At 58.7% G+C, this 15,276-nt stretch carries 11 protein-coding genes; 4 read left to right on the top strand and 7 right to left on the bottom strand.

Going from position 1 to position 15,276, the window contains the following annotated elements; translation table 11 throughout:
- Positions 1–89: 89 nt before the first annotated feature.
- Together ppnP and tkt are read right to left on the bottom strand one after the other, a co-directional pair.
- Positions 90–407: a pyrimidine/purine nucleoside phosphorylase gene (gene ppnP, locus C7820_RS16295; RefSeq protein ID WP_076173446.1), complete on the bottom strand. Its 318-nt coding sequence runs from the start codon at positions 405–407 to the stop codon at positions 90–92.
- A gap of 50 nt (positions 408–457) precedes the next feature.
- Positions 458–2,500 (bottom strand): transketolase, encoded by a 2,043-nt coding sequence (gene tkt, locus C7820_RS16290; RefSeq protein ID WP_116231948.1) that lies wholly within the window; start codon positions 2,498–2,500, stop codon positions 458–460.
- A 436-nt stretch (positions 2,501–2,936) separates the two neighbouring features.
- Between tkt and C7820_RS16285 the strand changes: the two genes are divergently transcribed.
- From C7820_RS16285 to C7820_RS16270, 4 genes are all read left to right on the top strand, one after another.
- Complete coding sequence (locus tag C7820_RS16285; RefSeq protein ID WP_116231947.1) at positions 2,937–3,629, top strand: response regulator transcription factor; 693 nt, start codon at positions 2,937–2,939, stop codon at positions 3,627–3,629.
- Between the two features lie 200 nt (positions 3,630–3,829).
- Positions 3,830–4,750, top strand: coding sequence for an ATP-binding cassette domain-containing protein (locus tag C7820_RS16280; protein WP_116231946.1), 921 nt, complete (start codon positions 3,830–3,832; stop codon positions 4,748–4,750).
- Complete coding sequence (locus C7820_RS16275) at positions 4,747–5,496, top strand: ABC transporter permease (protein WP_116231945.1); 750 nt, start codon at positions 4,747–4,749, stop codon at positions 5,494–5,496. The genes C7820_RS16280 and C7820_RS16275 overlap by 4 nt, the downstream gene beginning before the upstream one ends.
- Positions 5,497–5,594: 98 nt before the next feature.
- Positions 5,595–6,527 (top strand): sensor histidine kinase, encoded by a 933-nt coding sequence (locus C7820_RS16270; RefSeq protein WP_116231944.1) that lies wholly within the window; start codon positions 5,595–5,597, stop codon positions 6,525–6,527.
- 147 nt (positions 6,528–6,674) lie between these two features.
- Here C7820_RS16270 and C7820_RS16265 read toward each other — a convergent pair whose 3' ends face one another.
- From C7820_RS16265 to C7820_RS16245, 5 genes are read right to left on the bottom strand one after another with little or no spacing between them, the layout of a single operon-like run.
- The gene (locus C7820_RS16265) at positions 6,675–9,614 is read right to left on the bottom strand and encodes a VWA domain-containing protein (RefSeq protein ID WP_116231943.1); all 2,940 of its coding nucleotides are present in this window, start codon (positions 9,612–9,614) and stop codon (positions 6,675–6,677) included.
- Positions 9,598–11,604 carry a vWA domain-containing protein gene (locus C7820_RS16260; RefSeq protein WP_116231942.1) on the bottom strand — a complete coding sequence of 669 codons (2,007 nt, stop codon included), beginning with the start codon at positions 11,602–11,604 and terminating at the stop codon, positions 9,598–9,600. The genes C7820_RS16265 and C7820_RS16260 overlap by 17 nt, the downstream gene beginning before the upstream one ends.
- Positions 11,605–11,637: 33 nt before the next feature.
- Positions 11,638–12,567, bottom strand: coding sequence for a DUF58 domain-containing protein (locus tag C7820_RS16255; protein ID WP_116231941.1), 930 nt, complete (start codon positions 12,565–12,567; stop codon positions 11,638–11,640).
- Entirely contained in the window at positions 12,564–13,553 is a 990-nt protein-coding gene (locus C7820_RS16250) for an AAA family ATPase (protein ID WP_116231940.1), read from the bottom strand. Before C7820_RS16250 ends, C7820_RS16255 begins: the two co-directional genes overlap by 4 nt.
- Before the next feature lie 23 nt (positions 13,554–13,576).
- Entirely contained in the window at positions 13,577–15,259 is a 1,683-nt protein-coding gene (locus C7820_RS16245; RefSeq protein WP_116231939.1) for a phage tail tape measure protein, read from the bottom strand.
- Positions 15,260–15,276: the final 17 nt, after the last annotated feature.

The following is a 15,276-nucleotide window of genomic DNA, read 5'->3' as shown; positions in this document are numbered from 1 at the left end:
TGAATGGAACGGCTCCAAATTATGCAGAAAATTGAGTTTACCGGAGAGAAAAGGGTAAGTCCGCCAGATGACGGACTTACCCTTTTTCGTTACTCCGCCGGGTAGGAGCAGCAGTAATCGGTTACGCTGAACACTTCCAGAGCGAATTTGGAATGGGCAGGCACGTGAAACGTGTGTGCTCCCTGAATTTCTTGCCAGGATTCTTCACCGGGAAGAAGGACCTTCAGGTGGCCGGACAGGATCTCCATAATTTCAGGACCGTCCGTCCCAAATTCATACGTGCCCGGAAGCATGATTCCGAGCGTAACCTTGCTACCATCTTCCAGAATGACGGTGCGGCTGGTCACCTGGCCGTCATAATAGACGTTGGCTGCTTTGACGATGGTGGCATTGCTGAACTGCGACATGTGCTCACTGCTCCTTTTGAACTCAAAATATGAATTAAACGGCTATGACCTTACAGCAGCCCTTTGACACGGCTGACTACATTGTCCACCGTAAATCCGTATTCTTCGATGACGCGGTTGCCAGGAGCGGATGCGCCAAAGATGGAGATGCCGAGAATGTCGCCTTTGTCGCCGACATAGCGTTCCCAACCGAATGGCGAAGCCATTTCGATGGCAAGACGCGCTTTGACGTCAGGCAGCAGGACGGAATCTTTGTAAGCTTGATCTTGTTTTTCGAACAGATCCCAGCTTGGCATGCTGATGACGCGAACCTCGATGCCCTCTTTGGACAGCGCTTCGGCAGCTTTCACAGCCAGCTGTACTTCGGAACCCGTTGCGATGATTTGCGCTTGAGGTTTGCCGTTCTTCGCGTCAGCTACTACATAAGCACCGCGCTTGATGCCTTCGCGTGCACCCTCAACCGTAGCGGCCAGGATTGGCAGGTTTTGGCGCGTCAATACGAGCGCTACCGGGTTCTCTTTATTTTCAACGGTGTAAGCCCAGGCAGCCGATGTTTCGTTGGCGTCAGCCGGACGGATCACAGTCAATCCAGGAATGATGCGCAGCGATGCCAGCTGTTCGATCGGTTCATGGGTAGGACCGTCTTCACCAACAGCAATACTGTCATGAGTCAGAACATAAGTGACAGGCAGCTTCATGATCGAAGCCAGACGAACCGCCGGACGCAGGTAGTCGGTAAATACGAAGAACGTACCGCCGAATACTTTCAGTCCGCCATGCAGCGTCATGCCGTTCATCACTGCAGCCATCGCGAATTCGCGTACGCCGAAGTAGATGTTGCGGCCTTCGCGGCTGTCAGGCGTGAAGTTGGCCAGGTTGTTCAGGTGAGTCATCGTGGAGCTTTCCAAGTCGGCGGATCCTCCCAGCAGCTGTGGTACGCCGCCTGTTAGACCGTTCAGGGCGTTACCGGAAGCAACGCGTGTCGATACGGCTTTGTCTTCCACGGAATACTTCGGAAGGTCTTTGTCCCATCCTTCAGCAAGGTCGCCGGCAACAGCCTTTTCGAATTGAGCGGCCAGTTCAGGATAAGCTTTCTTGTAAGCTTCGAACTGCTCGTTCCATTCTTTGTTGACTTTCACGCCGTGTTCTTTCACTTTCGCGAAATGAGCGCGAACTTCTTCAGGCACGTAGAAGTCTTCTTCGTATACCCATTTGTAGAATTCTTTGGTCAGCTTGGCTTCTTCCGCACCCAGCGGGGATCCGTGAGTACCGCCATGGCCGCCTTTACCTTGTTTGTTCGGGCTTCCGTAACCGATGACGGTTTTCACTTCGATCAGGGTCGGTTTGCTCGTTTCGGCTTGCGCTTCCGCAATGGCTTTCTCGATGGCCGGAAGATCGTTGCCGTCTTCCACGCGCAGCACTTGCCATCCGTATGCTTCGAAACGCTTTTGTACGTTTTCGGAGAAGGACAGGTTTAGTTTACCGTCGAGGGAAATGTCATTGGAATCGTACAGCATGATCAGCTTGCCGAGCTGTTGATGGCCCGCCAAAGAAGCAGCCTCATGCGAGATACCTTCCATCAGGTCGCCGTCGCCGCAGATCGCGTACGTATAGTGGTCAACCACTTTGTAGTTGTCTTTGTTGTAAGTTGCAGCCAGCTGAGCTTCAGCCATTGCCATACCAACGGCCATAGCCACGCCTTGTCCAAGAGGACCTGTCGTTGCGTCAACGCCAGCTGTGTGACCGAACTCTGGGTGACCTGGAGTCAGGCTTCCCCATTGACGGAATTGTTTCAGTTCTTCCATTGGAAGATCGTATCCGCTCAGGTGAAGCAGGCTGTACAGCAGCATAGAGCCGTGCCCAGCGGAGAGAACAAAACGGTCGCGGTTAATCCAAGTCGGATTCTCCGGATTGTGGTTCATCGTCTTTGCGAACAGCTGGTATCCCATTGGTGCAGAGCCCATCGGCATACCCGGATGTCCGGAGTTGGCTTTCTCGATCGCATCGATCGCGAGGGTACGGATCGTCGTAATCGACAGATTATCGATGGTCGCGTTCTCGGCCTTGTCAATCGCTTGATTCTTGTCAGTCATGGTTATCCTCCTCAGTATTTCTGGGAAATTAACATGAAGCGGGCACACTTGAAAGCACGGAAAAACCCGGCGGCTTAGAAGAACATCCGCTTGAATGTTTCATTTTGACTTATTATAACACTTGCCTTTCTTCTTTTCCATAACCTTTATCACCATTCCCCATGAAGAAGGTCATTATGCGGAGCATATCAGATCGGAAAAAGGGGCAGCAGATCCCGCCCGAAGCCAAGAGCCGAGCGGTATTGAGCGAAGTCTCGCCCTCCCTCCGTCTGGCAATAGTTTCAAACTTTTTTCATGTACCCCTGCGGGTTGACGCGTCTTCCATCTATGACCCGCACGATCCGGTCCTGAAACAGCAAAAACCATTGGAAACAGCCGTTTCTTCGGGTATGATAGTTCGTAACTCAACTGCATGTAACCGAGGTGAAAACGTCAAATGAACGGAAATACGCACATTCTGGTCGTGGAAGACGACAACGACATCAGCGGCCTGCTCTGCAGCATCGTCCGCCGCAGCGGATATACCGCACAGCCCGCCTTTTCCGGAACCGAGGCCCTCATTTATTTGAAGCAGCAGCCCTGGGACATGGTCCTTCTGGATTTGATGCTTCCCGGCTTATCCGGCGAGGAAGTACTGAAAGAAGTTCGGGAACACGGCGCTCCGCCGGTAATGATCATTTCCGCCAAGGGCGACCAGTCCGGAAAGATCGCTGCCCTCCGCGGCGGTGCCGACGACTATATCACGAAGCCGTTCGACATCGAGGAAGTATCTGCACGCATCGACTCGCATCTTAGACGGGTCCATCGTGCAGCGAACTCCGCCAAGCCGGTCATCTATTCGCATAAAAATTTGCTGCTCGACCCGGAAGCCAAAACCGTACACGCCGACGGCGAGCCGATTTCCCTGACCGCCCGCGAGTTCGATATCCTTCATCTGCTCATGGCATCGCCCAAAAAGGTATTTTCCAAATCCAATCTGTATGAAAGCATCTGGGGCGAGGAGTTTCTCGGGGATGACAATACCGTCAACGTACATATGAGCAATCTGCGCAGCAAACTGGCCAAAGCTTGCCCCGGCGAGGAGTGGATCGAAACCGTCTGGGGCATCGGCTACCGGCTGAAGCCGTGAGAAGTTGGTGGAGCTTAGGTCGCTGCCTTTCAGGGCTGTACAGCCGCATCCTTCAACAGCATAGCGTTATCCGCTGCAGTCTTGTACCGGCCGCAGTCGCCTCTTCAGACTTAAGCCTTTCTTAAGAATTGTCTTAAACTTCTCTTACGCTTTCCGGAATACACTGAGCCTATCACTGGAGGGAGGCTGATGAGAAAACCATGAGCGAATATGTTCTTCGCACCACCAATCTTACCAAAACGTTCAAAAACGGCATCGCTTTGGATAAGGTGAATCTCTCGATCAAACGGGGGGCCATTTACGGATTCATTGGGCAAAACGGAGCCGGCAAATCCACGCTCATCCGCATCGCCGCGGGGCTGGCCTTTCCGACGGAAGGCTCAGTGGAGCTATTCGGATACAGCGGTCCTGCGGAAACAAACGAGGCGCGCAAACGCATCGGATCGATCATTGAAAGCCCGGCGCTGTTCCCGCAAATGACGGCGGAGGAGAACGTCGAAGCCAACCGGCTTCTGCGGGGCATTCCCGGAAAAGATATCGTCAAGCGATCGCTCGAACTGGTGGGCCTGGAAGGGACCGGTCGGAAAAAGGCGAAAAACTTCTCGCTGGGCATGAAGCAGCGTCTGGGCCTGGCGATCGCCCTGCTGGGTGATCCGGAGTTTCTCATTCTGGACGAGCCTACCAATGGGCTTGACCCTATGGGCGTCGTCGAAATGCGCGAGCTGCTCAAGCGGCTGAACCAGGAACGGCGGATCACCATCCTGATTTCCAGCCATATTTTAAGCGAGCTGCATCTGCTGGCCACCCATTACGGCATCATTCACCGCGGCGTCCTGCTCGAGGAACTGACGGCCAAGGAACTGCAGGAGAAATGCCGGCAGTTCATTCATATCAAAGTCAACGACCCTGCCGCGGCGGCATCGGTCCTGCAGAACCGTCTGGACACCACGGAATTCGAGGTCATGCCGGACGGGTCCATCCAGCTCTACGATCATTTGGAGCATCCCGGTCGCGTATCGACCGCATTAGCCGCATCCGGCCTGGAGATCGAGCAGTTTATGCCGAAAGGCGAAGACCTGGAGACGTTTTTCACGAAACGGATCGGAGGTGTGCAGCCATGAGCAACGTCATCAAAGCGGAATGGTTCAAGCTGCGCAAGGACCTCTCGTTCCGGACCCTGCTCCTGTGCATTGCGGCGGCCGCCATCGTGTATCCCCTGCTCGTCGTCATGGACCATACCGCCGGCGAGCCGGAAGTCACGAGCCTGGAGTTTATGCAAAATGTGCTGGCCGGCAACGCCTATGTGCTGAAGTTCTCCGCCGCCCTGCTGGCCGGGTTCTTTATTTCCAGCGAATATTCGACCGGCGTCATGAAATGCATCGCCTCTTCCGGCAACAGTCGGATCCGGCTGTTCGCCGCAAAGCTGCTGGTCTTCACCGTTGGTACGGCCTTGCTTGCGCTCGCCTTGCCTGTGGTAGCGACAGCCGTGATGGTGATCGCAAATGGGGACGCGGGATCGTTACCGCTGCTTTTTGTACTGCGAGCCCTGGGATTTACCGTCCTCTATGCGGCCGGATTTGCCGGCATTGCCGCCTTGTTTTCCACCCTGCTGACCGACAGCGGCAAATCGATCGGATTTTTGTTCATTTTCTTCCTGCTGATGGATTCCATGCTAACGGGGGCTGGAAAGTACGTTCCATTTATAGGCACCATTTATGATTACTCCGTATTCAAGCTGGTCAACAACGTGCCGATGCTGGAACGAAGCGGTGGACAGCTCAGCGCCATGGTCGTGGTTCCGGTCGTTTGGTTCCTGATGTTTGGAGCTTTGGGCATTCTGGCCTTCCGGAAGAAGGAGATTAAGTAAGAAGCAACTGTAAGTAGCAACCCCATACAATCAATGAGCTGCAAGGTAGTGAATCTATTTTCGTGGGAAACCATCTAACCAAAGGAGGCGGACAAACGATGCTCTACGTCACCATTGTCGCTGTCGCCGTTATTGCTCTGCTCGTCGTCCGCCTCCTGCGGATGCGAAGGGAACTTCGGCGGGTAACCGCCCAGTTGAAGAGCTACAACGAAGGCAGATCGGGCAAAAAAACCGATTTGTCCTATTACGAAAAAGATCTTGAATCGCTTGCGGCTGAAATCAACCGTCTGATCGACCGGGTGACCGAGAGCGGCGCCATGCAGCGCCGAACGGAAAACGAGCTGAAGCAGGCGATCGCCAACATGTCCCATGATATCCGCACGCCGTTGACGTCGATCTTCGGCTATATTCAGCTCCTTGAGGCCGAGGACCTCAGTCCCGAAGAAAAGCATGCCTACTTAAGTGTGATCAAACACCGTTCGCAGCGTCTGCAGGCGCTGCTGAACGATTTTTTCGAGCTGTCCGTGATCGAGTCCACCGATTACGAGCTGAAGCCGGCGCGCATCCGTTTCGTCCCGGTGCTGCAGGACGTGATCATGAGCCTGTACGACCAGTTCACCGACTGCAGTATCACCCCAATCCTGGAGTTTCCTGAAGAGGAGATCATCGGGTTTGCGGATGAGTCGGCCGTCAAACGGGTCATCGAAAACCTGCTGCTCAATACGATCAAGCACACGCTCGGCGAAGTCGGCATCGGGCTGAAGCGGCAAAATAACGAGGCGGTGCTGGTCATCCGCAATGATGCCCCGCATCTCGCCGGCACCGATCCCTCCCTGCTGTTTGACCGGTTCTATACAGCCGACCAAACGCGCTCCGGTAAAGGGACCGGCCTCGGCCTGTCCATCGCCCGCAGCCTGATGGAGAAGATGGGCGGCCGGCTGTCCGCCGAACTGAGCGGGGACGTGCTGACGATGACATGCCGCTGGGAGCTCACTGCCGGCGGGAGTTCGCAGGGAACGTCGGTTACCTGAGAGAAGATGTTATAATTGAAAATTCACATATTGTAATTGAAAATTCATATGAAAAAGAACCCCTTGGAATGGCATTCGCTGGCGGGCCTCAGCCCTCCTGCCTCCAAGGGGTTCTTTGGTTTGAGTAAATTTAGCGTGGTCCGCGCCCTAGCGCGGGTTCCGCTTGCGCGCGGCCAGCAGGCGGTCCATCGCTGCGGACCGCTCTTCCTCCGGCTGCGGCGGGCTTTGCGCCGCAGCTTCCTTGCCCGGCCCGGCCTCCGGCGGCCGGGCTGTTGGCGCCCCGCGCGGCGGCGAAGGCGAAGCCGCCGGGCGGGACGCCCCCGAAGCCGGACGCTCCGCTCCGGCTTCCTGCGGGCTGCGCCCGCTGGCGCCGGCCGCGCCGCGCTCCGCGCGCGCCTGCGGCGCCGGTGCCGGCGGCCCGGCGTTGCGGCCGCCGTAGAAGGCGGCGGTGCGCTGCTTGCGCGCCGCCAACCGGCCCAGGCCGGCGTCCGGGGCCTCCGCCCCGCCGGCCGGTGCTTGCCGCCGCCGCAGGATGGCGGCGGCCCGCGCAGCGATGGCGCCCCACGGGAGCGCCAGGCGGCGGACGGCAATGTCCGCCACCCACAGCACCAGGGCCGCGGCCAGCAGCGCATAGCTCCAATCATGGAGCTGGCGGCTCGGCTTGGCTTTGGCGGCAAATACCTGCTCCGGATGGTCCATCGACAGCACTCGGCCGCCGGTCAGCTCAGCCAATCGCTGAAGCCCCTGATCCGCATTCCCGTCCGCAATCCGGTATTCCGGAGAGTAAGGGACGACCAGCCCGGTGCCGGGCGCAGCCGGCTTGCCGCTGCCATCGAGCAGCGTCATCAGATACGAACCGGACTGGTCCACCGGTAGCTCTCCGGTATAGCTTCCCGGCGCCTCCTGAACGAGATCCACCTTATGTTCCTGCAAATCATCCCCGGTAATAACCACCTGCAGTTGATCCGTGCCCGCCGTATCCGATTTGACTTCAAAACGGACCTGGTTCCCCTCGATCTGCGTGCTTACCTCATACGGGGAAGCCGTAAACTGCGGGAAGGTCCACTTTACCATCTGGGTCACGACATTGGAGAAGGCGGGCCAAGCTACCCAGTCCTTCGACCATTTGCCCATCAGGTCGCTCGTCCAGGCGACGGTTCGGCCGGATCCGTACTGCCACCTCGCCAGCAGCGGGTCGGGCTCCGGACTGGTCAGCACCGTCTGCGCCCCCTGCTTCGGCGTGGTGGCGACATAGCCGTAAACTTGCGGCACGCCATTTTCGAACAAAGACGTCCAGTCCCCGCCGTTTTGCAGTGCCGGCACAAACGGTTTGTCCACGATGTAGGACTTGGACATCATCGCGGCTTCGCGGCTGAAAATCGACGGTATCGATGAAGCGTCATCCACAAAGTAGTATCGGCCCTTGGCCTCATCCGCCAGCGACTGCAGCAGATTGACGTCCGCGTCCATTCCGACCGCAACCGTGGACATCGTGATTTTGCCGCCCTTCATTTGCTCGATCAAATCGCTGTATTCGCCGTTTCCGGCCGACTGTCCGTCGGTCATCAGAATGATATGCTTCCGCTGGGCCTTGACCTTCAGCATTTCCTCCACGGCGGACGCCGCGGCCGGGTAAATATCAGTTCCGCCATCGCTTTGGATGGACTGAATCTGCGAAATGACGTCTTCCTTGCCGTTCGCCAAGGGCTGAGGGGTCACGACCCACCACGACTGGGAATCAAAGGCGAGCACGCCGACCGTATCCTTGGATCTCAGCATTTCCACCGTACGGATCGCCGCTTCCTTGGCGAGCTCCATTTTGTCCCCGCTCATACTGCCCGAACGGTCAATGACCAGGATCAGACCGAGGGACGGGATCTCCCGCTTGCCCTCCAGCTCCATGGACACGGGGAGCAGCTTTTCGATCGGCGTCTTGAAATAGCCGCCCATGCCGTAGCTGTCCTCGCCACCGGCCATCATAAAACCGACCCCGTAGGTGCGGACCGCCTGTTCGATCATGGCCATCCGCCGCTCGCCCACCTGGTCACCGGAAACGTTGTTAAAAATGATGGAATCATACGCTGCATATTTCGCCGGCTCCAGTGGCAGAACACTCGGATCGATCCGCTCGTACTGCACCAGGCCCGATGAGAGAGCTGACGCAAGATTGGCTGCGTTTCCCTTCTCGCCTTCCACGATCAGCACCTTGGGCGGACCTTCCACCCGGGTAAAGGCATATCCCGCATTGTTGGCCGACTGGCGGTCGCCGTCCATGAAAATTTCGGCACGGTAGCGGTGGAGCCCCGTTTTTTTCGCCAGCCCCTTCACAGCGTACCGGTTGTCTCCCGGGGTCACGTCCACCGACTCGCGGCCGATCTCGGCGTTGTCTTCATACAGCCGAAGCTCACCCTTGCCTTTATAGGTGCTCCGCACCAGTACTTCAATATAATAGGACTCTGCTTGGTAGAGCTTCTCCGGGACGTTGACTTCCTCCACGGAGACGTCCTGCTGTTCGGACGAAGGCATCTCCAGCACGTCAACCGGGATGCCCTGGTTCTTCAACAGCCGTCCGGCCGACAGCATGCTGCCGACATTCTCCTCCCCGTCGGTGATCAGGACGATCCGGGAATCCGAGCGGCTGTCCAGCATGCTCCCGGAGAGCGTCATGCCGGCTTCCAGATTCGTGTATTCCCGCTTCAGGTCCGCATTCAGCCGAAGGGAGCCCGGGAGCTCATGGGTCTCTTTTTGCTCAACAGCCGCGTCCAGACCCGTTGATACCACCGCGACGGTGTCCTTCGCTTCCTTGCCTTTGGCCGATTGTCCAATAAACGCTTCGGCGCTTTCCGTGTCCGTCATGCTCATCGAGCGGTCAACGACATATACGACCTTCTTTTGGTGCAATACAGTATAAGATTGCAATCCGGACAGCATCAGCACGAGCAGCAGCAGGATCACGGAACGGATGGCGATCGCCCAGGTTTTGCGGCGGCCGGCCAGGCGAAAGTCCGATTTGTACGCATACACCATCAGAAGCGCCAGCGGAAGGAGCAAGAGCAGCAGCCAAGGGTGATTAAATTGAACGCCCACGCTGGTACACCCCCCATTCGGTCACGATCATCAGCAGTACGACGGCGGCGGCCAGCCACATGAGCGAGTAGCGGCTTTGACCGATTTTCCCATCCGTTCCCGGATTCCCTGCCTGTTCTCCGGCACCTGCCTCAGCCCTGCCTGTATCGTCTTGGCCCGATTTCAAAACAACCGGTTTAGAGGAGGCAAAGGTCCCCTCAAAAGGATCGGCAGCCGCCTCCACCAGATAGCTGGTGGTGTTCCCCTGACTGTTTCGCTCTTCAAAAGCATACAATCCAGGTACTTGCGGCGCCATCTGCAGGGAGGATATCGCCCGCTCCCGTTTTTGCACCTTCGGAACCGGCGCTCCCGCACCAGGCACCCCGGTATGCTGCACCTTCCATTCCGCTTGCTCCGCATCCGCTGCGATCGGCACCTCCATGCCCGATCCGGCTGTTACCCTGCCGAGGCCCATACCTTCGCCTTCGTTCAGCCAAGAAACCGCGTTATGGACGAGGATCGGAAATTCCGCCGACAGCGGCAGATCCGTGTCCTGCAGCCGGAACAGAAACGACAGCCGCGGATGTCCCGCTTCCTTGCCTGCATATATTGCCGGCGTACCGCCGATCGTCACCAGCGGCTCGGCCCAGGCCGGCAGCGGTTCCTTGTGCAGCTCGCCCACGTAGAGGCCTTTCATCGTGATGTACCGGTTCACCGGATGATCGGATACTTTAGGCTCCTGACCGTTCACCTTGACTTCCGGACCGCTGCCGCCGATCGACCACAGCGGGGTCTCTTCAAGCAGCTGCTTCCAGGAACCTTCCTTCGTAAAAGCAGGCGCCTGCCCGTCCACAACGATCAAATCCGGCGGATCCTTGGGAACCTGTGGAACAGACGCAGCGTTCCCTGAATCCGCCGTTTTCGCGGAATTGCTGGATGCCGCCTCTTCCGTTGTCATCCGGGTCACCTGCGCTCCGGTCAGCTGCAGCGCCTTTTCCAGAAACAGATTGCCCGGCGTCAGCAGCAGAATGCTCGGCTCCCGGCTGCTCTTCCCAAAAGCGTAAGCTGCGTTGTCCGCGGCATATCCGTCATCGCCATCCAGCTCAATCCGGTACACGTCAGCCGGCGGCAGAGACTGCAGAACCAGCGTGGCGCTGTGCCGGGTAAGATCGGCCGATTCGGTACGCAGCAGCTTGTTGTCCCCATAAATGCGTACGTCGACCGGCGCATCCCATGTCCCGCTCGAGCCAAGCACGGCCACCGCATCATTACCTTCCTTGCCCTGCTGAATGCCAAACTGCTGGATGCCGGCATTTTTCACCGGACCGTTTCCAACCAGGACTGTGTGTGCAGGAACTTCAAACGTCACCTGGTCGCTGGCGCCCTTCCATTCGCCGTCCGTAAAAAGAACAACCTCCGCGTCCTGCTCCTCCCGCGTAAGCGCAGAGGCCAGCGACAGCGTCTCATTATACGCCGCCTGACCGTAGTAAGGCGTGAGACCGTCGATCGCATCCTGAATGCGCTTCGCATCCTTTTCCCGGGAAATGATCACGTCGGGCTCGGATTTCATGCTGAGCAGGGTAACCTCGCTGCCGCGGGCATGCTTCTTCACGTACTGCTTCATCTCGAATTTCATTCGTTCGATCCGCGTCTCCTGCGGGTCCTGGGAAGACTGTCCTGCATTGCCGGCTGCCGGCGCCGCTATGGCACCCATGCTCCCGGATGTATCGGCGACGAAGACGATATGCCCCCCGCTATTTCCGGATACCCACAGATAAGGCTGCAGCAGGGCAAAAACGAGCAGCGCAGCGGCAAGCAGCTGCAGCCACAGCAGCAGGCGATTTTGCAGCTTCTGCCACGGGCGGTTGGCTTCGATATTTTTCAGCACCCGGTCCCACAGCAGGTGGCTGGGCACGGTGGTGTCTATAAACTTGCGTTTGAGCAAATACATCAGCAGAATCGCCGGTATGCTGAGCGCAAACCACAGCCCTGCCCATGAACCGATTCCCACAATGCTTCCCCCTTTCTCTGTACGCCAAGCTCGTCAGGCGATGACGAGACCTGCCTCCGCCATTACGCCAAACACCGCCTTTTGCAGGCTCATATCTGTCGAAACCCGGATGAAGGTCATGCCGCGATCTGCAGCCAGCTTCATCAGGTATTCCTGATACCGTTCAAGCTCGTCCTGGTAGGCCCGTAACACTTTGCCGGTGAAGGCGATATCCTTCCCGGTGCCCAGCTCGCTGTCGATCAGTCTTAAGTCGCCGCTGTAGGCCGGGTCGATTTCCTCCGGAGCCAGCACCTGAACGAGTACGACTTCCTGCCCCGCCCCTCTTAGGCGGCTCAGCATCAGCCCGAGATCCTTCTCCCGTTCATCCAGCCAAAAGTCCGAGAAGATCCAGGTCATCCCCGGCAGTCTGGGCATCGCTCCTGGTGCGCCGAAGGCGGCCGCCAGGCCTCCTTCTTCTCCGGGGGCCGCGTCCTGAAAAAACCGAAACAGCCGGTGGGCCGCCCCGCGCCCGCGGAGCACGGGCAGGCGGGCGTCGATCTGGCTGCTGAAGCAGCAGGCCTGCAGCCGTTCGTAAGAGCACAGCGCAACATATCCGATGCTGGCGGCCAGCTGCTTCGCATACCGCAGCTTGGAGGGATTCGCTTCATTCCCCTCCCGTCCCCGGGTCCCGCCTGCAAAATCCATCGATGCCGAGCAGTCCACGTACAGGCTGACCATCAGCTCCTGCTCGTCCATAAACTGCCGGACGAACGGTTTGCCTGTCCGCGCATACACGCCCCAGTCGAACCTGCGGATGTCATCCCCGGGAGCGTAAGGCCGGTAATCGGCGAATTCGAGCGAAGAGCCGAGCCGGCTGGAGCGCCGCTTGCCCTGCAGGGTACCGGCCACACGCTTTGCAGAGCCAAGGCTCATCCGCTCCAGCCGGACCATCCAGTCCGGGGGCAGCAGGTATTCCGCGCTCATCCCTGCGCCTCCGCCCGCTCGAGCATCTCGCGGATCACCTGGTCCGTCGTAATGCCCATGGCCTGGCCTTCAAAGTTCAAAAATATCCGGTGCCGCAGTGCCGGCACCGCGACGGCATGGATATCGCCGGTGGACAGGTGCATCCTGCCTTGGCAGACCGCCCGGACCTTCCCCGCCGAAATGATCGACTGGATGCCGCGCGGCCCCGAACCGAAGCGCACGTACTTCTTGACGCCCTCCGGCGCCGACGCCTCTTCCGGATGGGTCATCATCAGCAGCCTGGCCGCATAATCCAGCACTTCATCGGAGACCAGCACTTCTCTTGCTCCCTGCTGGATTTCCAGCAGCTCAGCGGCACCGGCCTGCTTCCGCACCTCGGGCTGACGGTTCGTCGTTGTCCGCCGGACAATTTCCTTCAGCTCCTCGCTTCCCGGATACGGCACGAGAATTTTGAGCAGGAACCGGTCCAGCTGGGCTTCCGGCAGCGGATAGGTTCCTTCGTTTTCAAGCGGGTTTTGCGTCGCCAGGACGAAGAACGGTTTCGGCAGAACGTGCGTCTCGCTGCCAACCGTCACCGTTTTCTCCTGCATCGCCTCGAGCAAAGCGCTCTGCGTTTTCGGGGTCGCCCGGTTGATCTCGTCCGCCAGCACGATGCTGCTGAAGAGCGGCCCGCGCTGAAAAGACATCGAGGTTTCCCCCTGACGGCCGAAAGAAATGACCTGCGTCCCCGTAATGTCGCTTGGCATTAAATCCGGCGTAAACTGGATGCGCGAGAACGACAGGTCGAGCGTGTCGGCAATCGTACGGACCAGCATCGTCTTGCCCAGACCGGGAATGCCTTCCAGAAGAGCATGGCCTCCCGCAAAGATGCACCACAGCATCTGCTCGACGACCTCCTGCTGGCCAACGATCACCTCGGCGATCTGCTCCCGTACCCGGGATATCGTCTCTTTCCAAGCTTCCGGATGAATTTGCGTATCCAGCATTAGCCTTCCTCCTCAATTGTAGATCAGGGATTCGGATTGATTCCCGTAAAATATTCCTCGACCAGGCCCTGCATCTGCTGCGGCAGGTCGCTGCGCCCCAGCGACTTTTTAGCCTCGGCCTCATATTCTTTGTATACTTCCTCGTAAGGACGGCTCGTTCCCTCGACTCCCGGAGCCACGCCGCCTTTCTGGACCGTTCCGCCGCCGCCTTGAATCGGACCTTTGTCCGCCTGCACGTTCCCTTTGCCGGCGAATTCGCGCGGCGTCGTGACGAGCTCGCGTCCGCCTTGGCCGAGGCCTGCGCCGGAACCTCCCGGCCCCTGGCCCGAGCCGCCGCGTCCGGATCCGCCCTGGCCGGCGCCGGAACCGGATCCGCTTCCAGATCCATTGCCGGATCCCTGGCCGGGACTATTACCTTGGCCCGCCCCGTCAATCGGCTCCGATGGATCGCCTCCGCCGCTGTCCGAAGGTTCGCCCATCCCGGCCGAATCCGCCAGGGCCAGCTGTTCCGCCGCGCCGCCGGTGGCCCAGGCATCCGATACGGGCATGCCGGCCGCCGTCATCTGCGAAGCCAGGCCGAGCCCCTGCGATGCCAGGCTTGCGGCCAATGCCGAAGCGGCGTCGGATTGGCTGGAAGACGCCTGGCTCGCGGCAATCGCTTTGGCCAGCTCATCCTCCAGCCCCTTCAGGGCTTCGTCCAGCTTGGAAGGGTCCGTGCCGGCCAGCGCCTGCTCCGCCTTGTTGAGCGCTTCTTGAAGGGCCTTGGTGTCCTGTTTCTTCCCGGCCTCTTCGGCCATCTTCTTCAGAGCCTCCCGCAGCTGCTCCTTCTCTTCCGGCGACAGCTTCCGGATCTGCTGCTTCAGCTGGTCCAGCGCTTTTTTCATCGCAGCCTGATCCTTCTGCTCCAGGCTCTTCCCGATGGAAGACAGCTGGGGCGTCTGCTGCATCTTCCGGCCCAGCTCCGACAGGTTCTGCGCCTTCTCTTCCTGCTGTTTGGCCGTCTGCTCCATCGCCTTCATCGTTTTCTCCAGCTGCTCCAAGGCACGGTCCGGATCTTTGGTCCCGTCCAGTTCCTTTTGCAGCGTCTTGAGGTGGTCGTCCAGCGGTTTTTTCGCCGTCAGATCCAGCTTCTTCGTTTCGAGCTCTTTCACCAGATCCTCCGTTTTCTTTCGCTGCTCCTGAACCCACTGCTTCTGCTCCGCCGCTTGGGCAAGCTTATCATCCATCGGACTTGGCAGCAGCGCCAGAGCAAGGCATACGGCAAGCCCCCCGCCGCAGCCAGCCCACCACTTCGTCAGCTTCGGCATTCTCAGCCTTGTCTTCATCTGCGCCGCAAACAGGCGTCCGTATTCGGCCGCCTGGGTCCGCTGCCATCGAGCCGCCGCCGAATCGTTCCCGGCAAAAGACAACGCGGTCACCATCATGTCGCTTCGCTCCGCACTGCCGCTGGCGAGATCCATCGCTTCAGCCGCTTCCTTCACACGGATGCGGTGCAGCAGCCCGGCAGCCAGACCGGCGGCCGCTCCTGCTACCGCAAGCCCGGCAGCCGCCAGCTGGTAGAAAGGAATCGGCCACAGCCTGGCGGCGAGCAGGAAAAGCAGCGCTGCGATCAGTCCGCAGGACAACCCATATGCCAAATACCTCAGCATTCTGAAGACCTGCAGACGGGCGCGGGCCCGGTGGATCGCCTGCATGATCGGGTCCATGGTTTCCACCTCCTTTT

It is taken from the genome of Paenibacillus sp. VMFN-D1 (genome assembly GCF_003386155.1).
Lineage (GTDB): Bacteria > Bacillota > Bacilli > Paenibacillales > Paenibacillaceae > Paenibacillus_AQ > Paenibacillus_AQ favisporus.
Note: the sequence above shows the minus strand (reverse complement) of the source record. Positions and strands in the feature narration are given on the sequence as shown.